Source organism: Ensifer sp. Root31, assembly GCF_001424825.1.
Lineage (GTDB): Bacteria > Pseudomonadota > Alphaproteobacteria > Rhizobiales > Rhizobiaceae > Ensifer > Ensifer canadensis.
Genome location: NZ_LMCO01000012.1, coordinates 555597 through 576477 on the forward strand (window position 1 = coordinate 555597; position 20881 = coordinate 576477).

Genomic DNA, 20881 nt, shown 5'->3' on the forward strand with positions numbered 1-20881 from the left:
TTATGCAACATAATTAGACATCTTTCATGGGTGATTATGCGCGGGCCCAGCGGTTTGATGCACTTCAGACCGGGAGAATGAAGGCGAAATTGGTTTGCGGTGACGCTTTTTGCGGCGCGTCTTGTCAAAACGCCAAAAATGATCGCAGATATCTGCATGTCAGATACTCAAAGCGCTCGTGCCCTTGCTCCCCGCCGTCATGGCGAGATCCTCCGCCGTCTGGCCGCCGATGGCACGGTCAGCATCACCGAGCTTGCCGATTTTTTCGATGTGTCGCGCCAGACGATCCGTCGTGACTTGAAACACCTGGCGGAGCGAGGCCAACTTGATCTCGTTCACGGCGGCGCGACGCTGTTCGAGCCGACCGAGGCCGCCTTCACGGAGAGGCGTGGTGAGAATGCTGCGGCGAAGGCATCGATTGGCAGGGCTGCAGCGGGTCTCGTGCGCGACGGCATGGTCGTGTTTCTCGATTCCGGCACGACGACGCTTGCGGTGGCCCATGCCCTGTCAGAGCGAAAAAACCTGACGATTTGTACGACTTCCCTTTCGATAGCGCTGCAGATGTGTCGCCAGCCGCTGGTTCGGGTGCATATGCTTGGTGGTGAGATCGATCCGGCAGAGGAGGCGGCTGTCGGCATTGATGCGCTTGAGGCGATCAGCCATTTCCGGGTGGATGTGGCTTTCCTCGGCGGCGGCGGATTGTCGCCGGACGGTGAGGTGACTGACTTTACCCGCAATGGTGCCGAGCAGCGCTCGCGCATGATCGCGATGGCAGCGAAGGCCTACTTCATTCTCGATAGCTCGAAGTTCGGCCGGCTGACGCCGCTGCGCATTCCGCGCTTCGAATTGGCAGCCGGGGTAATCGTCGATGCGCGACCGCCGCAGGCGATCTGCGAAGCGCTGGAGCGCCGAGGTCCAGGCCTGATTGTCGCGACGTAATGTAATATTTTGTAACTTATTGTCTTGTTATTTGCTCTTCCGTTGTTATGGTGTGGCCTTCCACGGCTTCGGGAGGCTGTTTCATGGCTCAGAATTTTCCAACGCAGGCACAGGTCGTCATCATCGGCGGCGGCATTATCGGCTGTTCGGTCGCCTATCACCTCACCAAGCTCGGCTGGACGGACGTCGTGCTCTTGGAGCAAGGGCAATTGAGCGGCGGCACCACCTGGCACGCAGCCGGCCTTGTCGGCCAGCTGCGCAGCCATGCGAACATGACCAGCCTGATCAAATATTCGACGCAGCTCTATAGCGAGCTGGAGGCTGAAACCGGGCTCGCCACCGGCTGGAAGAATTGCGGCTCCGTTTCCGTCGCTCGATCGGCCGACCGTATGACGGTGCTGAAGCGCACGGCCGCGTCAGCCCGCGCGCAGGGCGTCGCCATCGAGGTGATTTCGCCGAAAGAGGCCCAGGATCTCTGGCCGGTGATGGCCATCGACGACCTGGTGGGCGCCGTCTGGCTGCCGGGTGACGGCAAGGCCAATCCGACCGATCTGACGCAGTCGCTCGCGAAGGGCGCGCGCAATCGGGACGCGCGCATCATCGAGCATGTGCGCGTCACCGGCATTGTCACTGCCGATGGCGCGGTTACCGGTGTGGAAACGGATCAAGGGACGATCGCCGCCGAGGTCGTCGTCAATTGCGCCGGCCAGTGGGCGCGCAAGGTCGGGCTGATGTGCGGCGTGTCGGTGCCGCTGCATTCGGCCGAACACATGTACATTGTAACCGGCAGGATTGAAGGCGTTCACCCGGATCTGCCGGTCATGCGCGACCCCGATGGCTACATCTACTTCAAGGAAGAGGTGGGTGGCCTGGTCATGGGCGGTTTCGAGCCGGAAGCAAAACCGTGGGGCATGGCGGGCATTCCGGATGATTTCGAATTCGCCTTGCTTCCTGACGACTGGGACCAGTTCGAAATCCTGATGCAAAGCGCCCTGCAACGGGTGCCGCAACTGGCGACATCAGAGGTGAAGAAGTTCTATAACGGTCCTGAAAGCTTCACGCCCGACAACAACTTCATGCTCGGCGAGGCGCCGGAACTGAAGAACTTCTACGTCGGCGCCGGCTTCAACTCGATGGGCATTGCGAGCGCCGGTGGCGCCGGGCGTGCGCTGGCGGAATGGATCGTCAACGGCGCGCCGACCATGGACCTCTGGCCGGTCGACATCCGTCGCTTTGCAAACTTCAACAACAATCCGCGCTGGCTGCATGACCGCGTCAAGGAGACGCTCGGGCTGCACTATGCCATGCCCTGGCCCAACCGCGAGCTGGACACGGCGCGGCCCTTCCGCCGCTCAGCCCTCTATGATCGGCTTTCGGCAAAGGGCGCCTGCTTCGGCTCGAAAATGGGCTGGGAGCGTGCCAACTGGTTTGCGGCCGAGGGCGAAAAGCCGGTGACGGACTATGCCTTCGGCCGGCAGAACTGGCACGAGGCGGTCAAGCGCGAGATGAAAGCAACGCGCGAGGTGGCCGGCATCTTCGACCAGACCTCCTTTGCCAAGCTTCTCGTCCAGGGGCGCGATGCCGCAGCCACACTCAACCGCATCTGCGCAGCCGATATCGACGTTGCGATCGGTCGTTCCGTCTATACCGGGCTCCTCAATGTGCGCGGCGGCTATGAAAGCGACCTGACGGTGCCGCGGCTGGCTGCGGACCGCTTCCTTCTGATTACCGGTTCGGCGCAGCCAGTGCACGACGCCGACTGGATCCGCAAGAACCTGCCGGCCGAAGCGCATGTGACGCTGACTGACGTCACCTCTGCCTACGCGGTTCTGGCGCTCATGGGTCCGCGTGCGCGGGATATCCTGTCCCGGCTGACATCAGCCGATCTCTCCAATGCCGCTTTTCCCTTCGCGACGATCCGGGAGATCGATATCGGCTATGCCACGGCCTATGCCAACCGCATGACCTATGTCGGTGAACTCGGCTGGGAACTGATCGTGCCGACGGAGTTCGCCGTCGGTGTCTACGAGGCGTTGCACGACGTCGGACGGGATTTCGGGTTGCGCGATTGCGGCTACTATGCGCTTGAGGCGCTCCGGCTGGAAAAGGGCTATCGCGCCTGGGGCCGCGAGCTGACGCCTGATGTCAACCCTTACGAGGCGGGCCTTGCCTTCGCGCTCTCGCTCGACAAGCCGGACGGCTTTCTCGGCCGTGACGCGTTGATCGCCGCAAAGGAGAAGGGCGTGCCCACGCGGCGCATCGTGCAGTTCACCGTCGATGATCCGTCGCCGATGTTATGGGGCGGTGAGCTGGTTCTTCGCGATGGCAAGCCCGTCGGCGAAGTCCGCTCGGCCGCCTACGGCCACACGCTCGGCCGCTCCGTCGCCCTTGGCCTGATCGAACATTCCTCTGGCGTCAACAAGGAATTCCTGGAGGGCGGGAGATTCGAAGTCGAGCTTGCCGGTGATCGGTTCTCCGTGACCGCGCATCTTTCCCCGGCTTATGATCCGAAGGGTTTGCGTGTCAAGGTGTAGGGATGTGGCGTTCGCGGGTGGGCGGCTCCCGCTCACCCGCACGATCTTCGTGACAAACGTGCGCAGTGCTGCTGCGCACCGGAATGCGTCTCGACCTGAACGCGCATACACGCCACCGCCTCGGCGTCTGGATAACCCACGCGCCTCACCTGGCTGAGATCGTGTCCCATCGCGTCGTCCGACCTTTAGCCTGAGGGGCGTGTCGCAACCAGACGCTGTGCGGCCGCTCCTCTTGAAAGCCGGGCTGCGAAGTAATACCTTGATGAAACCATTCCTTACAACGGTACCGACAATGACCACGACAGTTACAGCCAAGGGGCAGGTTACGATCCCGAAACCAGTGCGCGACCTTCTGGGTATCGTGCCTGGAAGCAAGGTTGATTTCCAGCGCGCCCCGGATGGAAACATCGTGCTCGTACATGCGGCCAAGAAGCAGCAGCCCAGCCGCTTCTCGAAGCTGCGAGGGCACGCCGGTAAAGGGCTGGATACCGACGCGATCATGGCACTTACGCGTGGCGAACCGTGATACTTGTCGACACGAATGTTCTTCTCGACGTTGTCACCGACGATCCGACATGGGCTGATTGGTCCATAACCCAGCTCGAAAACGCAAGTCTTCGTGGGAAACTGTGGATCAACGACATCGTCTATGCCGAGCTTTCCGTTCGCTACGACCGTATCGAAGATGTCAAAGCGTTCGTCGACCAGGCAGGCTTGGAACTGACATCGGTGCCTCGCGAAGCTCTCTTTCTGGCTAGCAAGGTCTTTACCCGATATCGCAAGGCGGGTGGGACGAGGACCGGCGTGCTCCCCGACTTTTTCATCGGCGCGCACGCGGCCGTCAGCGGCTTGCCGTTGCTGACCCGTGATGTCGGCCGCTATCGGACCTATTTCCCCACTTTGACGTTGATCGCGCCGCATTTGCCGACGTAGAGACGCGGCGCGCTCCGCTTCAAAATGGGGGCGCCGGGCAAGCCGTCGCGATTATTGGAACTGGATGCCGTGGGTGCGGTCTGAATGGTCCGTGTTGGCACAGAGGCTCCCGCATCACCATGTCCGACACGGCAATAACTTCCGGTCAAAGGTGCCGCCAAAGTGTTCCGGCTTGGAGCGACGTGGATCGTTAATGATAGGCATTATGGTCCGGACAAAACATTCGCATATGCATAGATAATAATGTAGCCTGACGTTGTGCTGCACGAGCGCAAACACGCGGCGAGCATCGGGCGGTGTTGGCTCGTGCGCCCTCCTTAAGACTTTGGGGGGAAGAACATGGATTTTGGCATTGAAGGCGGCTCGGAGGCGGCTTGCGCGACAACGCCGACCGACGCTGAATTAGAAACACAGCTTACCCGTATCCAATCAAGCCCCGAATTCGATGCCCCGGACCGGGTGCGGAACCCTCAACTCGTGTCGTTGAGGAAACCCGCACAGGCAAGGGCGAGCGCAGCAAGTCTTATTCGGTCGCCAAGAAGGCTTTCGGGCAGGACGCGTTCCATTGACGCGCGAACTGATCCCTTCGTGTGCGCCTGTCCAGCCGGGCAAACGACGTGCTTTCGACAAGGCAATAAATCGAAGGGTGGAGAAACGTGAGGACAAAGAAATGGACGACATAACCGATAGGCCCATTGAGGCACAAAGTGAAAAAAAAACGAAGAAAGAGGCGCGCCGTTACGAAAAGCGCCTCGTAAAGTTGCAGGTCGAGTTGTCGCATCTGCAGTCCTGGGTGCAAAAGTCAGGAGCACGTATCGTCATCATCTTCGAGGGACGTGATGCCGCCGGCAAGGGGGGCGTCATCAAGCGCATAACCCAGTGGGTGAGCCCACGGGTCTTCCGTGTGGTCGCCCTGCCTGCACCCACGGACCGGGAGAAGTCCCAGATGTACATGCAGCGCTACATTGCTCATCTGCCTGCCGCCGGGGAAGTCGTGATCTTCGACCGCAGCTGGTACAACAGGCCGGGGGTCGAGCGCGTCATGGGGTTCTGTACGGAAAAGAAGGCGCGACACTTTCTCGAGGCGCTGCCGCGGTTTGAAGCGGCGATCGTCGAGAATGGCGTCACTTTGCTGAAGTATTTCCTGACAGTGAGCGAGGATGAGCAAGAGCGTCGCTTCCGCCGCCGTATCGATGACCCGTTGAGGCAATGGAAACTGAGCCCAATGGATCTGGAATCCTATCGCCGCTGGTGGGATTATACGCGTGCCTATGACGAGATGATCCGGATGACGGATAGCCAACTCGCGCCTTGGTGGATTGTTCCCTCGGACAATAAAAAGCGCGCGCGCATCAACTGCATCTCGCACATCCTCAAATCGATACCCTACGAGCGCGTGAAGTTCGAAGAACCCGAGCTCGGTAAGCGTCAGAAGCGGCCGTCGGGCTTTATTGAAGACACGAGCCCGCGTAATGTGGTGCCGGATATCCAGGGATCCGCCGGTCACTAGAAATGCAGGCAACGACGGAGCGATGGTGCTGGGACGCCTGCATTCCCCGTTCGATGCCTGAACCACTCGATGAGCGAACAATCTGTTGGAGATAAAGCGATGAGTGCGGAAAAAGATACAGGACAGCCCGCCGCCATTCCGACCGCGGCCGATCTGCGCAAGAACTTGCTCGAAAAACAGCTCGCCGCAATGGAACGCGACGACAAGATCAGGGATCGGGAGCGTGAGGAACGCGCGAAGTTCGCCGATGAATTCTTCAAGGATCACGTCGGCGAAGCGGAGCGGGCAATCATCCGCAAGGTGGTCATGCGGGCTGTTGCAGATGGAAAGATGGAGGCGCTCGTCTACACGTTTCCCTCCGATTTCTGCACCGACAACGGCAGGGCAATCAACAATGCCGATCCGCAATGGCCCGAGACGCTGCAGGGCAAGGCCAAGGAACTGTACGATCGATTTAAAGCTGCCGCGCAACCTCAGGGCTACAAGCTGAAGGCAATGGTGGTCACGTTCCCTGGAGGGATACCCGGGGATATCGGCTTCTTCCTGAACTGGGAAGCGCCAATAGCTTAGCTCGAAATGGTGGCAGGGCAGGATCTAACTGCCTTGCCATATGTTCGTCCTACGAGGGGGCGGGGGCGCTGTCATGGATGACGATCGACTTGGTAAAAGCAATAGTTTAGCGCCTGCTCCGGTGGCGACGGCCTCAATCGAAACACGGATCACGGACCTCGTCCGGTTCGGTATCGTTGGGCTGTTTGCCTATTGGTCGCTGACGCTAGTGGTACCCTTTGCCATTATCGGCATATGGGCCGCTATCCTGGCAGTCGCGCAGTATCCGCTTTATCGCAGGCTTGAAAAAATGCTTGGTGGTCGCGGAAAGCTCGCGGCCGTGCTCATTACGCTGGTGAACCTTTCCCTCATTATCGGCCCACTGTCGGCTCTCATCTTCGGCTCGCTCGACGGCGCGCAAGTGGTGTACGAAAAGCTCAAGGGTAGCGAGGCAATCATGCCGGCGCCGCCAGAGGCCGTTCGGAACTGGCCCATCATCGGAGAGCGGATCTACAATGCCTGGAGTCTTGCTTCAAACAATCTGGCGGCCGCCCTTAACCGGTTCCAACCGGCACTACTGCAAGCCGGCAGCAAGGCCATCGGCGTTCTTGCCAGCATCGGGTTGGGATTTGTAGGTTTCATTGCGTCGGTGATTGTCACCGGCTTTCTGTTTCGCCCTGGCTTGAAGATCTCCGAGTTCTTGAATGGGTTTGCGCACAGGATCGCCGGAGAGCGAGGGCAAGGGTTCGTACGGCTTGCAACCGCCACGATCCGAAACGTCGCAAGGGGCGTCATCGGCGTGGCGTTCATTCAGACGATATTGTGCGCGTTGGTTCTGAAGCTCTTCGCGGTGCCCGCAGCCGGGTTGATCGCGTTTGTCGTGATGATCCTGTGTATCGTGCAAATCGGGCCGTTTCCTGTTTTCCTGCCCCTGATCGTGTGGGGATGGATGACAATGGAGTTCCAGTCAGCCTTGCTCATGACGCTTCTCCTCGTTCCGATCGCGTTGATCGACAACATTATGAAGCCCATTCTGGTCGCTCGTGGCCTTTCCACACCAATGCTCGTCATTCTGGTCGGGGTGCTCGGCGGCACGCTTGCCTATGGATTGATCGGCCTGTTTCTGGGCCCGATTGTTCTCAGCGTCTTTTATGACCTTCTTACTGTCTGGATCCGTTCAGACAGGATAGCTGCGCAGCCAGATCAGCGCCCGGCCCGGCAAAGCGGCGAAGTCGTTTCTGACACCGGCATTCAAGGCTAGCCTATGATGCCGTTGGCGCCGTCGCGCTCCCGATCTAACCTCGCTATTTGGGCGTCCGGCTACCCGAAGCGCCTTCGCGGACGGGCGATGCCTTTCCGAAGGCACCGGGGGGCAGCAATAGCGCGCAGCGATGAGTGAGAGACCTGCGGTTCGATGACGCTCAAGGCGCGCGAAATTGCGCCGCGTTCAGCGCCGACGATCAAACTGACGGTTTCATGGCGGCGCGCAAGGTATCGTTGATACGATCCTGCCAGCCGGGCCCGTCCGCCTGGAAATGGGCGAGCACATCGCTGTCGATCTTCAGCGATACGAGTTCCTTGGTGTTCGGGATCGCAGGTCTTTCGACCGCGGGAGCTGCCACCTTCTTCGCCGGCCTGAACAGCGCCTCGGCGGCATCTTTTGGATTGGATGGTCTTCGTGGTGTCGTCGCCATGGTCGCTTCCTTTCGTGGCCGATGGGGTCCTGTCGTCCCGCTCGTTCAACCAAGCGATACATTGCTTCAGTAACAGGCGGCAGACCGGCACGCCACTGAAACAGACCCACATGCACGTGACCCGCCGTATTCTGTCCGTTTTGATGGTTTTGCTGCAGCGGCGTGCCAAGCGTTCGAAATTGCGGTGGCCGGCCAGGGCGTTCCCCGCAAGGCTCGTCAATACAGTCGGGTGCCGGTCACCCTATTGCACGGTGACAGCGGCGGATCGGCGGGCGCAGGTGGACCTGCAAGACGACCACGCCGGCGAAAGCTAGGACAAGACTCATTTCTCCCGAACTGCCGGGGCGGCCGGGGTGCTCGGGTTCGTCAAGCCATCCCGGAAGATCGAGATGAAAGTACCATTTCAGGCGTGCTTCGCGGCAGCGACGAAGGCCGAAATCTTGTCGATGTCCTTGCGAAAGCCACCCTCGGCGAGGGGGCGGTTCGTATGGGTGAGTGAGTCCACCGCCCAGGGCCGGACAGCCTCGATCGCAGCTGCGACGTTCTCCGGCTTGAGGCCGCCCGCCAGGATCACCGGCCGTTTGCTGCGTTTTACGATCTCGCGGCTGAGCGACCAGTCATGGGTGACGCCGGCAGCGCCAATGCCGCCGATATGGGCAGCGACGGAATCCAGGATGAAGATGTCCGCAAACGGCTCGAAGCGCGCTGCGTGATCAAGCGCCTCCGGCCCGGTCATCGGTATGGCCTGGAGGATCTTCAGGTCGGGGTATTTTGCCAGCAGCTTCGTGCGCAACGTCTTGACGTGCTCAGGGGTCACGAGCTCGATGTCGCCACACAGATGCAGCACATCAGGCTGCACCGCGTCCACCATCTCGGCGATCGCCTCGAGATCACTCTCCACCGACAGCGCCACCCGTTGTGCCTTGCCCTTAAGGGCATCGGCGATCTCGCGCGCAGTGGCGAAGCTGATCTCGCCGGGCAAGCCCCGGTTCGAAGGCGTGAGGCCGAGATAGTCGACGCCGACTTTCGCCGCAGCCAGGGCCTCGGCAACTGTCTGCATGGTATAGATTTGTGTTTTCAATGCCCTGCTCGTGTTTTGGCTAGATTGATTTCGGGAGGATCGCCTTGACCATGCGCTCCTCGGTGAGTTGAACCCGCTCGGCATTGCGTGCGGCAAAAACGGCATAGAGCGCATCGACCAATGTCATCTGCGCGATCTGCGCTGCCATCGGCTCGCTGCCCTGCTCATGCGAGACGCTGACGAGCACGACATCGGCGAGTCGCGCTAGCGGCGAGCTGCTATTTCCGGTGATGCAGAGCGTTGAGGCGCCGCGCGCCTTGGCTTCCTGCAGCACGAGAACCGGATCGCTTGTAATGCCGGAATAGGAAATGGCGACGGCGAGATCGCCCGGCCCAGTCAGCGCCGCATGCATGATCTGCAGTTGGGAATCGACTGGCGCATCGCATCGCAGTCCCAGCCGGATACAGCGTTGATAAAATGCCTGCGCGACGATGCCGGACCCGCCCACGCCGCCGACCAAAATGTGCTTGGCACCGGCCATCAGATCGATCGCCGCAGCCAGGGTCTTTTCATCGAGAACACCGAGCGTATCGGTCAGGGCCTGGCCAATTGCGCGAAACAATCGGCTTGCGGCCTGCAGGTCGCTTGTCTGCGGCTCGGACGACATTTCGGCTTGAACGATGCGCGGCTCCTGAGCCATCGCCAGCTTGAGATCGGTGAATCCCTCAAAGCCCGCGGTGCGGCACATGCGCAGCACGGTCGTATCACTGACATCCGTCGCCTGGGCGATTGCCGACATCGACTGGCGGATTGCGCTGTCGCTGTTGTCGAGCATCCAAAGCGCCACGCGCCGTTCGGAATCTGACAATTTCGGCAACACACTTCGCAGCCGGATGCTGGCCGGAATGCTGCTGTTGCCTCGCAAATCATTGACCATTGACGGGGCCTTTTTTCGGTTTGGCGGTGCGCCTTGGCGAAGAGGCTAGCATAGTCATGTTGTGGTGTCACTATAGACACGACTTATATGATGTGGCATCACTACATCAACGCGAGAAGATGCGCTGCTGGACTTCTGGGAGGATGTCATGGGACTGAAGCGTTTGTTGATTGCTGGTGCGGCCATGGTGCTGACCGCCCTTCCGGCCGCGGCCGGTGAGCTGTCCTTCTGGCACGCCTATGCGGGCCAACAGGACAAGGTCGACTTCATCAATTTCGCCCTGGACGAATTCGCCAAGGCGCATCCCGACATCAAGCTGGATGTCGTTGCGGCCGAACAGTCGGCCTATAAGACCAAGCTCAACACGGCCATGGCGTCGGGCAACCCGCCTGACGTATTCTACACGCTGCCCGGCGGCTTTCTGAATGCCTTCGTCAATGGCGGGCAGATGTACGCGCTCGACGCAGACCTTGCCAAGGACGGCTGGGGCGACAGTTTCCTCGAAAGCGCCCTCGCGCAGACAAGCAAGGATGGTCACGCCTACGCCGTTCCCGTCGATGTCGACTCCGTCGTCTTCTGGTACGACAAGGCGCTTTTTGCGGAAAACGGCTGGACGGTGCCGTCGAGCTACGATGAGCTTCTGGCATTGGCCGAGACGATCAAGGGCGCGGGCATTGTCCCGTTTGCGCTTGGCAACAAGGATGCCTGGCCGGCGACGTTCTGGTTCCAGTATCTCGAGATGCGTCTCAAGGGATCCGGCGTCGTTTCCGCCTTCGTCAACAAGGATGCCAAGGCCGCGCTCGGCGACGAGGCGACCAAGGCGCTGGAACATGTTGCCGCGCTTTCGAGCAAAGGCTATTTCCCGATCGGCTTCAACGGCATGGGCGACCAGGAAGCCAACATGCTCTTCCTCAACGGCCAGGCAGCCATGATGCTGAACGGGACCTGGCAGATCGGCGCGTCCGCCGATGCGCCCGAAGGCTTCGAACTCGGCTATTTCGCATTCCCGACAGTCAAGGACGGGGCTGGTGACCAGTCCGACGTCCTGGCCGGCGTCGCCGCCACCTTCGGCATTTCGCAGAAGGCGGAAAACAAGGCCGATGCCGTGACCTTGCTCAAGTTCCTGACGTCGAGCCAGGTCATGACGAAGTATGTCGAGCTTCGAAAGACGATGGTGACGGTGAAGGACGCAACGACCGAGGCAGCCGCAGGACCTGTCCTGTTCGATATCAGCGGCAAGCTGATGGCGAAGGCAGGCCACCTCGATCCCTTCTATGACACCGCCATGCCGCCGGCTGCGACCAACATCTACTACACGTCGCTCCAGGGTGTGCTTGACGGCTCGGTGCCGCCGGCCGATGCGGCCAAGCGCCTCGAGGATGCGCTGCGGACCGACAAGTAGTTGGCGCCAGCAACATGACCAGCTTGCGCGGCAAGCCGCTCGCCGCGCGAGCCCTCCATGGAGCCCAAGAACGATGAGTACCAACAAGGGCTTTGCCAACAGCCACAACAGAGCGGCGCTCCTGTTTCTGTCGCCTGCATTCCTGCTCATTGCAGCCTTCGTCGCCTATCCCGTCGTCTATGCCGGTTGGCTCTCGCTCTTCAGTTGGGACGGAGCGTCTGCGCCGGTATTTCAGGGAGCGGGCAATTTCGTCCGTCTTGCCGGCGACCCGATCTTCTGGCGGGCGCTTGGCCGCAACCTTCTCGTCGCGCTTTCGGCCATGGTCTTTCAGGTGTTTCTTGCGCTCTGCATCGCCTATTGCCTGGTGCGCATCGTGCCTGCGTTCAGCCGAATATTCCTGTTCTTTTATCTCGTGCCGGTGATGGTCAGCGAGATCTGCATCGGGCTGCTCTGGCGCTTCATGTACAATCCCTATTTCGGTCTGGTGAACGCGGCATTCGGTGCGCTTGGGCTGGATGGCCTGAAGCGCGGTTGGCTCGGCGAATCCGGCACGGCTTTCTCAGCCGTAGTGGTGGTGATGAGCTTCACCTATCTCGGCCTTTATGTCCTGCTATTCGTGGCGGCGGTCAGGAGTGTGCCCGAAAGCGTCTACGAGGCCGCCGAGATCGATGGGGCCGGCCATTTCACCAAGTTCTTCTCGATCACCATCCCCATGGTCGGCGACGCGGTTCGCGCCAATTCCCTGCTGGCGATCATCGGTTCGCTCAAGACCTTCTCGCTCGTCTTTGTGCTCACCAATGGCGGCCCGAACCACGCAAGCGAGGTGGTCTCCACCTACCTCTACAAGATGGGCTTCGGCAGTTTCGAGATGGGCTATGCGGCAACCATCGGCTTCACGCAGATGCTGCTGACGGCGGTCGGCGCGTGGCTCGTCTTCCGGTATCTGAAAAGAGCCGGCGTCGGCGGGAGAACTTGAGCCATGGCTGCCGTTCGCCGCTGGACAGTCACCAATACGGTGGTCCTCGTTCTCCTGACGCTGCATGTGCTTCTGGTTGTCTTCCCGTTCATCTGGATGATCTACAGCACCTTCAAGACCAACAAGGAGTTCATGCGCTCGGTCTGGTCTTTGCCCACGAGCTTCTCGCTTGACGCCTATGTCGGCGCCTGGAGCGGCGGCGCGCTTGGCGGCTACGCTGTCAACTCGCTGCTGATCATGGCCGGCGCGACGGTTCTCACCGTGGCGGTGTCAACCCTCGCCGGTTACGCGCTGGCAGTCTATCGGCCACGCTGGATGCCTGCCGTCGAACTCAGCCTGACGGCGGCCATGGCGATCCCCGCCTATGTCGCGCTCGTGCCCTTGGTGGTGATGCTTCGTGGCGCCGGACTGCTCGATACGCATATGGGTGTCGTGCTGCCGACTGCCGCCTTCAACGTACCGGTCACGATCTTCATCATGCAGGCCTTTTTCAACACGCTGCCGCGCGAACTCTTCGATGCGGCGCGCATGGATGGTGCTTCCGAGTGGTCCATCTTCGCCCGCGTCGCGCTGCCGATCGCGCGCCCGGCGATGTTCACCGCGGCGATCGTCAACATGATCTGGGTCTGGAACGATTTCCTGTTTCCGGTCGTCTTCATCAACAATCCGGCGCGCAAGACGTTGCCCGTGGGCCTCACGGATTTCGTCGGCGAGCACATCACCAATTATCCGGTGATGCTGGCGGCCATCCTGATCGCCGCCATCGCGCCGCTGGTTCTCTTCATCTTTTTCGAACGCCAGATCACCGCCGCTTTGCTCGGCGGTGCCGTCAAGGAATAGCCGTTAATGACCCGGCTCAAGTCCGGGTCCAATGCAGGAGAAGTTTCATGTCGCCTAAAGAGCTCGATTTTGCCAGCCGGGCAGTCTTCTACACGCCCGAAGAGCATTCCCAGTCGATCAGCTATCCGATCTACATGTCGGCGAATTTCCAGTATGGCGGCGACATCTACGACCAGATCGTCGCCGGTGCGCGCAAGGAAGTGAACATCTATTCGCGCTGCGGCAACCCGACCGAATACAAGTTCGAGGAACATATCGCCCAGCTAACAGGCGGCACGGCATGCCTGGCGACCGCTTCCGGAATGGCCGCGATCTCGCATGCGCTGTTCGGCATCCTGAAAGCGGGCGACCACATCGTTGCCGATCTCACCACCTATTCGAGCACGCACGAATTCTTCGATCACCGCGCTGGCGATTTCGGGCTGAAAGTGAGCCTTGTCGATTGCACCGATGTCCGAGCGGTCGAAAACGCGTTTACCGATGAGACCAAAGTTCTCTATGTCGAGGCGATCGCCAATCCAACCATGAAGGTGCCGCCGCTCAAAGCGCTGGTGGAGCTCGCCCATTCGCGCGGCATCGTGGTCATTTGCGACAACACCTTCGCGTCTCCGGCCGTTTGCCGGCCTCACGAATTCGGCGTCGACGTCGTGGTCGAAAGCGCCACCAAATTCATCGGCGGCCACAACGACGCGGTCGGCGGGGTGATCACGCTGAAGTCCGACATCCTGCCTGCGGATTGGCTGGAGGACGTCCGCTGGAATACGCTCAACAAGCTTGGCGCGCCGCTGTCGCCGTTCAATGCCTGGCTGTTGCTGCGCGGGGCACAGACGCTTGCGTTGCGCCTGGAAAAGCAGTGCGCCAATGCGCTTGCCCTTGCAAAACATCTTGAAGCGCATCCCAAGGTCAAACGTGTCTTCTATCCGGGGCTGCCCTCGCATCCGAACCATGCCTCGGGAGCGAGCAGTTGCGCGGCGGTGGCGCCATGCTCTCCTTCTGCGTCGAAGACGAGGCTTCGGGCGTACGGCTCTTGAAGCGGCTGAAGCTCGGTTCGTTCGCGGCAAGCCTCGGCGGACTGCGCACCACGACGCAGATGCCGGCGACCATGGCCTTTCTCGATATTCCCAGCCAGGAGCGGGAGGCGATGGGCGTTGTCGATGGCCTGGTGCGCTTCTCGGTCGGTATCGAACATGTTGACGACATCATCGCCGACGTAGATCAGGCGATACAACAAATGCATCTCGATCTCTAGGGTTTGCGCAATGGCAGCGATCGTCCTCCTTGGCGATATCAATATCGACCTCGTGCTTGATATCCCCGAGTATCCGCTCGAGGGAGGAGAGGCGATCGCAACGGCCCAGCGGCACATGCTGGGCGGCTCAGCCACGAATACCGCTATCGCGCTGTCACGCGCCGGCCACGACTGCCGGCTGATCGGGCGCGTGGGGCAAGATGCCTTGGGAGAGCAGGCGCTGTCGTGGCTCGAGGACATCGGTGTTTCGACGGCGTGGATCGGCCGGGACCCGTCTGAGCCCACGCAAACGAACATCGTGACCGTCGGCAAGAGCGGTGAGCGAACGATGTTTGCCTATCGCGGGGCCAACGCACACCTGTCCCCGGCATCGATCGTCGACGCCCCGTTCGAGGATGCAGCGCTCTTTCATCTCTCCGGCTACGCCTTGTTGCAAAACCCGCAATCCGACGCAGCTTATAGAGCGATCGAGCTTGCGCAGCGGCACGGGATCCCGGTGACATTGGATATTCCGGCCGGTGTTGCGTTGTCGGTCGCGCCGCATGTGCGCAATCTGCTGCCGAAGCTCGATACCATCATGCTCGGCAGGGCCGATCTTGCACCGCTTGCGGGAGAAGGCTGCGAAATTCCTGTTGAAGAGGCGATCAAGTCCCTGTTGCGTCAGGGCGTGCGAAGGATCGCGCTCAAGCATGATGTCACGGGTTCGTCTCTCTACCAAAACTCCGGGGCTGAAAGCGCGCCGTGGTTTTCCGTCGCTACGGTCGACACGACAGGGGCAGGTGATGCCTTCGCGGCAGGACATATAATCGGGCGCGTGTCGGGATTGCCTGGATCCGAATGCTGCCGGCTTGCAAATGCGTTCGGTGCCGTTGCGGTGACCCGGCAGGGAGCAGGGTTGTCGATGCCCGCGCTGGAGGAAGTCATGAAGCTGATCTCCGTCAGTAACGGCAACAGACCTGGCATAGCGGGCTCCGACGAACAATTGGGACGACAGTAACTCTCGGCCCAAGTCCTGCAGGATTCACACCGAAACGGGCTGGCAGGCGTATGTCTCTGTTCGCTCGACGAGGCGCCCTTGCCCGTCACCTTTTCTGGCGGCTTCGGCCAATGACGCCGCTGGCGCAATGTCGCCGGCAACGCGCTCAAATCGGAGCCGCAGGCAATCTGTGCTTCGGCTGAAATCACTCCCTGCGTTCCTCTACACAGCATCAGGATCCGGCGCGACATAGTCGTGCTGAGCCCTTGGAAACATGGGCTTTTAAAGCTGAAGATCATGTGCAGCGGCATCGAACAGCCGCCCAGCCTAGCCAAAGGGAGTGTTGACCCATTGCGCCTGGCCCCGCAGTTTTTCCCGAAACGAAGGCCATTCTGCCTTGGGAGGGAACATGTCTGGTTCGTGCCGTTCGCTGATGCACTCGGTTGCCATCGCTTCGATCGCCTTGCTCTATGGGCAGGGGGGAGCGAGGGCCGATGAGAAGCTGTTTATCTATAACTTCTCCGACTATTTTGCCGAAGACACAGTTTCTAACTTCGCAAAGCGTAGCGGCGTGGACGCGCGTGTCGATTTCTTCGATTCGCTGGAGGTCCTGGAGACACGCTTGCTGGCAGGGGGAAGCGGTTTCGATGTTGCCTTTCCAAGCGCAACCGTCGGCGAGCGGCTCATCCAATCGGGTGCACTGAAGCCGATCGATGCTTCCAGTCTCAAAAACTATAAGAATCTGGACAAGGATCTCCTGAAGCTCGTTGCCGAACACGACCCGGGCAATCAGTACCTCGTCCCGTACATGTGGCTGACGACAGGGATTGCCTACAATCCGAAGCTCGTTGAGGAGCGGGTCGGCGACGCCCCGACAAACAGCCTCGATATGTTCTTCAAGCCGGAACTGGCGAAAGAGTTTCAGGACTGCGGCATTGGCATCGTCGATGCGCCGAACGAGGTGGTTCCAATCGCTCTGAACTATCTCGGGCTCGATCCTTATTCGACAAAACAGGAAGATCTTGACAGGGCCAAGGACCTGCTCCTGACGTTGCGCCCCTACATCCGGCACATGCAGAGCGGCCAACTGGTGGCGGACATGGCATCCGGCCAGCTGTGCCTGGCGATGATGTGGAGCGGTGACGCGGGCATTGCTGCAGCGCGCGCCGAGGAAGCCAACAACGGCATCGCGGTCAATTATTCAATCCCGAAGGAAGGCACGATCATCTCCTTCGATACCATGGCCGTGCCCGGCGATGCGCCCGATCCGGAGCAGGCACTGGCCTTTATCGACTACGTTCTCGAGCCGAAGACAGTCGCCGACATCAGCAATCACGTGTTTTACGCCAACGCCAATGCTGCTGCCACGCCGCTGGTCGACGAGGCGATCCGCACGGACCCGAACGTCTATCCGCCCGCGGAAGTTCGCGCCAAGCTCTTCGTCGACAAGTCGCTGCCGCCACGCCAGGCGCGCGAGCGTACCCGGGTGTGGACTGCGTTTAGGGCCGGCAACTGAATGTCTTGCCTGAAAAGCGGGAGCAGAAGGACATCCGTGTTGCAATCTTACGTATCAATCGAGAATCTTTCCAAGTCCTTCGGTCTGTTCAGCGCCGTCGACGATATCTCGATCGGTATCGGGAAGGGGGAATTCTTCTCGCTTCTTGGTCCATCCGGATGCGGCAAGTCGACCTTGCTGCGCATGATCGCTGGTTTCGAAACGCCGACATCGGGGGTCGTCCGGCTCGACGGGGAAGATGTTACGGACGTTTCGGCCCATCGCCGACCAACGAACATGATGTTCCAGTCCTACGCGCTGTTTCCCCATCTGTCAGTGGGCAAGAATATCGCCTTCGGCCTGCAGCAGGACCGGCTGGCAGGAACTGAGATCCGGCAGCGTGTGGGCGAGGTGGCCGAAAAGCTGCAACTGACGGCGCTGCTGGATCGCAAGCCGCAGCAGCTGTCTGGAGGACAAAGGCAACGGGTCGCGTTGGCGCGAGCATTGGTCAAGCGGCCGAAGGTGCTGTTGCTGGACGAACCTCTCGGTGCGCTTGACAAGAACCTGCGCACCGAAACCCAGCACGAGCTGGTCAGGCTTCAGCGGGAGCTGGGGCTAACCTTCATCATCGTCACCCACGACCAGCATGAGGCAATGACCGTGTCGTCGCGCATCGCGATCATGCGGCAGGGCAAGGTGCTGCAAATCGGGTCGCCTGCCGAAGTCTACGAAACACCGGTTTCCCGCTATGTCGCGAAATTCCTGGGCGAAGCGAACGTGTTCGAAGGCGGCACGTCCAGACGCTCCGGCAACGAGCTGACGGTCGAAAGTGCCGAGGCCGGCGGTTCGATCTTTGCGACCGCCAGTGACCATATATCCGCCAATGGTCGCTTCTGGGTATCGGTGCGGCCGGAAAGGGTCGAGCTCAACAAACAGGGCAGCGGTCTCGAAGGTACCATCGAACAATTCAGCTACGCCGGGGCAGGGCGCCACTATCGGGTACGCCTGAAGAGCGGGGCAACGCTGGACGCGCTGCGCGTCAATCTGGGCGCTGAGGACGATCTGGCGGTCGGCGACACCGTTTATGCCTCATGGATGCCGCAGGCCGCCCGCCTGCTGGCCGACTAGGGGAACGACACGATGCAATCAAAACCTGATCTCGGCCGGCGCGCACTGGTGCTCGTGCCCTATGGCTGGCTGGCCGTCTTCTTTCTCATGCCGTTTCTGCTCGTGCTGGCGATCAGCCTCTCGTCCGTTCGCCTCGGCATGCCACCCTATGAGCCGCTATTTGCCTGGCAGGGATCGCTGCTCAGCATTCGGCTCAATCTTGAGAACTTCATTTTTGTGCTGGGTGAAAACACTTATCTCCTTGCCTATCTCACGAGCCTGAAGGTGGCGGCGATTTCGACGATAATGATGCTGGCGATCGCCTATCCGCTCGCCTACGGCATCGCCAGTTGCGCGCCGGCGTCGCGCTCCTTTCTCATCTTCCTCGTGATCGTGCCGTTCTGGAGCTCTATGCTGATCCGCGTCTATGCCTGGATGAGCATTCTGCGCAACGACGGGCTGTTGAATTCGTTGCTCCTTAACCTCGGCATCATCTCCGAGCCGCTGCGGATCATGAACACCGAGACCGCGATCTATATCGGCATCGTCTACACCTACCTGCCGTTCATGGTGCTGCCGATCTACGCCAATCTCAGTGCCAGCGACCGTACCTTAATCGAGGCGGCACGCGATCTCGGTTGCTCGCGCATGGCGGCATTCTGGCGCGTCACCTTTCCACTCAGTTTGAGGGGTGTTGCTGCAGGATGTGCACTGGTCTTCATCCCGGTCATCGGCGAATTCGTCGTGCCTGACCTGCTTGGAGGTGCGGACACACAGATGATCGGCAGGACGATCTGGATCGAGTTCTTCAACAACCGGGACTGGCCGGTGGCCTCCGCCGTCACCGTGCTGCTTCTCGTCATCCTGGTGATACCCATCGTCCTGTTTCAGACACGTTTGTCTCGAACCTCTAAGTGAGGAGCGACTATGCCCCAGCCATCCTGGTTCAACCGGTTTTCCATTTTCGCCGGGCTCACCTTCCTCTACCTGCCGATCGTGGTTCTGGTTGCCTACAGCTTCAACGCCTCGCGGCTGGTCACCGTCTGGGGCGGCTTCTCCACTCAGTGGTACACGGCCGCGATCACCAATCAGTCGATCGTCGAGGGCGCCAAGATCAGCTTTCTCGTGGCAGCGATCTCGGCAACATTCGCGACCGTTCTCGGATCGCTTGCGGCGATCGTGACTGTCAGAATTCGGCGCTTTCGTGGCCATCATATCTTCAACGGCATGCTGGTGGCGCCGATGGTGATGCCGGAGGTGGTAATGGGCGTGTCGATGTTGTTGATGTTCGTGACGTTGGGCATCGATCGCGGCCCTGTAACGATCACGCTTGCCCATGCCACCTTCACCATGTGCTTTGCGGCAGTGGTGATGCAATCCCGACTGGCCGAACTCGATCCGTCGCTGGAGGAGGCCGCAAGAGATCTCGGCTGCCCGCCATTCCTGGCGTTCGTGAAGGTGGCCGTGCCGAACATGGTTCCGGCCTTCGTCTCGGCCTGGCTGCTGTCGTTCACGCTGTCGCTCGACGATCTCGTGATATCGAGTTTCACGACCGGGCCCGGAGCCTCGACCTTGCCGATGAATATCTATTCGCAGATCAAGTTCGGCGTGACCCCTGAGGTCAATGCCATCTCGACGATCATCCTTGGTGTCGTCGTCTTCGGCCTGGTGGCGTCACGCATCGTCTCCAGACCATCGGCAAAGAGCAGTCTTGCCGTTTAGGCGTTCGGTCAGGTGGCGGAGCCCATGGCGTTAATAAGGCCTCAGTCGCCTGCAACGAACGCCCGTCAGTTGCAGGCAAGTTCGCCCGTGAGTTGCCCGCGCTTGGCGAGGTAGCCGGACAGCGGGTCTTCGTAGACGTTCCTGGCTGAAGAGACTGCGTCTATGAACAACGCAAAAAGCGCCGTTTGTGACGTGATATCCAGCTTCGAGTAGAGATTTCGGCGGTGGAGCTTCACTGTTGCCGGCGAGATGCCGAGTCGAGTCGCAGCCCCTTTGACGGAATAGCCGCGCAGAACAAGCTGAGCGACCTGGCATTCGCGCTCCGTCAGGACGCTCCGGCCGAAATTGCCTATCGCCTGGGCAAGCGCCTTCTGCAACGCGGAACCCTCGCCATCAAGCGTCTCGGGTCTGAGGTCGCGGAAATGGCGGATGACTGCCGTGCGCAGGATCGGAGCGAGGCTCTCGAGCAGTTGCACTTCCTGTGCGCTGAACGCGATGCTCGACCGCTTGCGGCCGAGAGAGATCGCGATCTTCGAGGCATCGTCGAGGCTGACGATGAAGTTGAACTCGTCATGAAGTCCGGAATGCTGGTAGTATTCGCGGTAGTACTGGGTTCGATCGAACGAAGGCGCGATCTGGCTCAGGCGATAAAGCCCGTCATCTTCGTTCTCGACAGCGAGTTGATAGAACGGATCGAGCCGGTAGGGGCCCTGAAGGTAATGCCGGATGTCGGACAGGCCGCGATGCGTCTGCCAATCGTTGAAGAGTATCTTCGGCGCACTGTCGCCGCGATAGAGCAGGATCAGCCCCGCATCCACGGAAACGTGCTGCTTCAGTGCCTCAGTCAAGCGCTCCTGGAAATCAAGTCGACCGATATTACCGATCAGTGACATTGCCAGTTCATTGATTGCAGGCGACTGCGTCACCGTGCCTGGCTCGCTCGTCGCGATACTCCCGTTCATGAAAATGTCCTCCCTCGCGCGAGGGTAGGTGAGTT

The 20881-nt window shown here is 60.3% G+C and carries 19 protein-coding genes and 1 pseudogene; 16 read left to right on the plus strand and 4 right to left on the minus strand.

The window, feature by feature from the left end; genetic code table 11:
- The first annotated feature begins 156 nt into the window (after window positions 1–156).
- From ASD00_RS14440 to ASD00_RS14470, 7 genes are all read left to right on the plus strand, one after another.
- Entirely contained in the window at window positions 157–939 is a 783-nt protein-coding gene (locus ASD00_RS14440; protein ID WP_057207335.1) for a DeoR/GlpR family DNA-binding transcription regulator, read from the plus strand.
- 83 nt (window positions 940–1022) lie between these two features.
- Complete coding sequence (locus ASD00_RS14445; RefSeq protein ID WP_057207263.1) at window positions 1023–3473, plus strand: FAD-dependent oxidoreductase; 2451 nt, start codon at window positions 1023–1025, stop codon at window positions 3471–3473.
- 292 nt (window positions 3474–3765) lie between these two features.
- The gene (locus ASD00_RS14450) at window positions 3766–3999 is read left to right on the plus strand and encodes an AbrB/MazE/SpoVT family DNA-binding domain-containing protein (protein WP_057207264.1); all 234 of its coding nucleotides are present in this window, start codon (window positions 3766–3768) and stop codon (window positions 3997–3999) included.
- On the plus strand, window positions 3996–4406 hold the full coding sequence (locus ASD00_RS14455) for a type II toxin-antitoxin system VapC family toxin (protein ID WP_057207265.1): 411 nt from the start codon (window positions 3996–3998) through the stop codon (window positions 4404–4406). The genes ASD00_RS14450 and ASD00_RS14455 overlap by 4 nt, the downstream gene beginning before the upstream one ends.
- Window positions 4407–5076: 670 nt before the next feature.
- Window positions 5077–5916, plus strand: a complete 840-nt coding sequence (gene ppk2 / locus ASD00_RS14460) for a polyphosphate kinase 2 (RefSeq protein ID WP_057207266.1) — start codon at window positions 5077–5079, stop codon at window positions 5914–5916.
- A 99-nt stretch (window positions 5917–6015) separates the two neighbouring features.
- On the plus strand, window positions 6016–6486 hold the full coding sequence (locus ASD00_RS14465; RefSeq protein ID WP_025430143.1) for a hypothetical protein: 471 nt from the start codon (window positions 6016–6018) through the stop codon (window positions 6484–6486).
- 73 nt (window positions 6487–6559) lie between these two features.
- Window positions 6560–7726 (plus strand): AI-2E family transporter, encoded by a 1167-nt coding sequence (locus ASD00_RS14470; RefSeq protein WP_057207336.1) that lies wholly within the window; start codon window positions 6560–6562, stop codon window positions 7724–7726.
- A 199-nt stretch (window positions 7727–7925) separates the two neighbouring features.
- On the opposite strand, the gene ASD00_RS14475 is transcribed toward ASD00_RS14470, so the two are convergent.
- The 3 genes from ASD00_RS14475 to ASD00_RS14490 form a co-directional block, all read right to left on the minus strand.
- A complete protein-coding gene (locus ASD00_RS14475; RefSeq protein ID WP_025430141.1) occupies window positions 7926–8159 on the minus strand; it encodes a BrnA antitoxin family protein in 234 nt (77 codons plus the stop codon).
- A gap of 403 nt (window positions 8160–8562) precedes the next feature.
- A complete protein-coding gene (locus ASD00_RS14485) occupies window positions 8563–9240 on the minus strand; it encodes a phosphoribosylanthranilate isomerase (protein WP_057207268.1) in 678 nt (225 codons plus the stop codon).
- Between the two features lie 19 nt (window positions 9241–9259).
- A complete protein-coding gene (locus ASD00_RS14490; protein WP_082523560.1) occupies window positions 9260–10117 on the minus strand; it encodes a MurR/RpiR family transcriptional regulator in 858 nt (285 codons plus the stop codon).
- Between the two features lie 148 nt (window positions 10118–10265).
- On the opposite strand from ASD00_RS14490, the gene ASD00_RS14495 reads away from it, so the two are divergent.
- From ASD00_RS14495 to ASD00_RS14535, 9 genes and pseudogenes are all read left to right on the plus strand, one after another.
- Window positions 10266–11519, plus strand: a complete 1254-nt coding sequence (locus ASD00_RS14495; RefSeq protein ID WP_107026922.1) for an extracellular solute-binding protein — start codon at window positions 10266–10268, stop codon at window positions 11517–11519.
- 73 nt (window positions 11520–11592) lie between these two features.
- Window positions 11593–12495, plus strand: coding sequence for a sugar ABC transporter permease (locus tag ASD00_RS14500; RefSeq protein WP_025430138.1), 903 nt, complete (start codon window positions 11593–11595; stop codon window positions 12493–12495).
- A 3-nt stretch (window positions 12496–12498) separates the two neighbouring features.
- Entirely contained in the window at window positions 12499–13335 is an 837-nt protein-coding gene (locus ASD00_RS14505; protein WP_025430137.1) for a carbohydrate ABC transporter permease, read from the plus strand.
- Between the two features lie 134 nt (window positions 13336–13469).
- A pseudogene (locus tag ASD00_RS14510) lies at window positions 13470–14584 on the plus strand (aminotransferase class I/II-fold pyridoxal phosphate-dependent enzyme).
- Window positions 14585–14594: 10 nt separating this feature from the next.
- Window positions 14595–15581 (plus strand): carbohydrate kinase family protein, encoded by a 987-nt coding sequence (locus ASD00_RS14515; RefSeq protein WP_057207269.1) that lies wholly within the window; start codon window positions 14595–14597, stop codon window positions 15579–15581.
- Window positions 15582–15969: 388 nt separating this feature from the next.
- Window positions 15970–17076 carry a polyamine ABC transporter substrate-binding protein gene (locus tag ASD00_RS14520; RefSeq protein ID WP_063963258.1) on the plus strand — a complete coding sequence of 369 codons (1107 nt, stop codon included), beginning with the start codon at window positions 15970–15972 and terminating at the stop codon, window positions 17074–17076.
- Between the two features lie 36 nt (window positions 17077–17112).
- A complete protein-coding gene (locus ASD00_RS14525; RefSeq protein ID WP_200951455.1) occupies window positions 17113–18183 on the plus strand; it encodes an ABC transporter ATP-binding protein in 1071 nt (356 codons plus the stop codon).
- A gap of 12 nt (window positions 18184–18195) precedes the next feature.
- On the plus strand, window positions 18196–19080 hold the full coding sequence (locus ASD00_RS14530) for an ABC transporter permease subunit (RefSeq protein WP_057207272.1): 885 nt from the start codon (window positions 18196–18198) through the stop codon (window positions 19078–19080).
- A gap of 9 nt (window positions 19081–19089) precedes the next feature.
- On the plus strand, window positions 19090–19884 hold the full coding sequence (locus ASD00_RS14535; protein ID WP_057207273.1) for an ABC transporter permease: 795 nt from the start codon (window positions 19090–19092) through the stop codon (window positions 19882–19884).
- Window positions 19885–19949: 65 nt separating this feature from the next.
- Here ASD00_RS14535 and ASD00_RS14540 read toward each other — a convergent pair whose 3' ends face one another.
- A complete protein-coding gene (locus tag ASD00_RS14540; RefSeq protein WP_162249725.1) occupies window positions 19950–20846 on the minus strand; it encodes a helix-turn-helix transcriptional regulator in 897 nt (298 codons plus the stop codon).
- Between the last annotated feature and the right edge of the window lie 35 nt (window positions 20847–20881).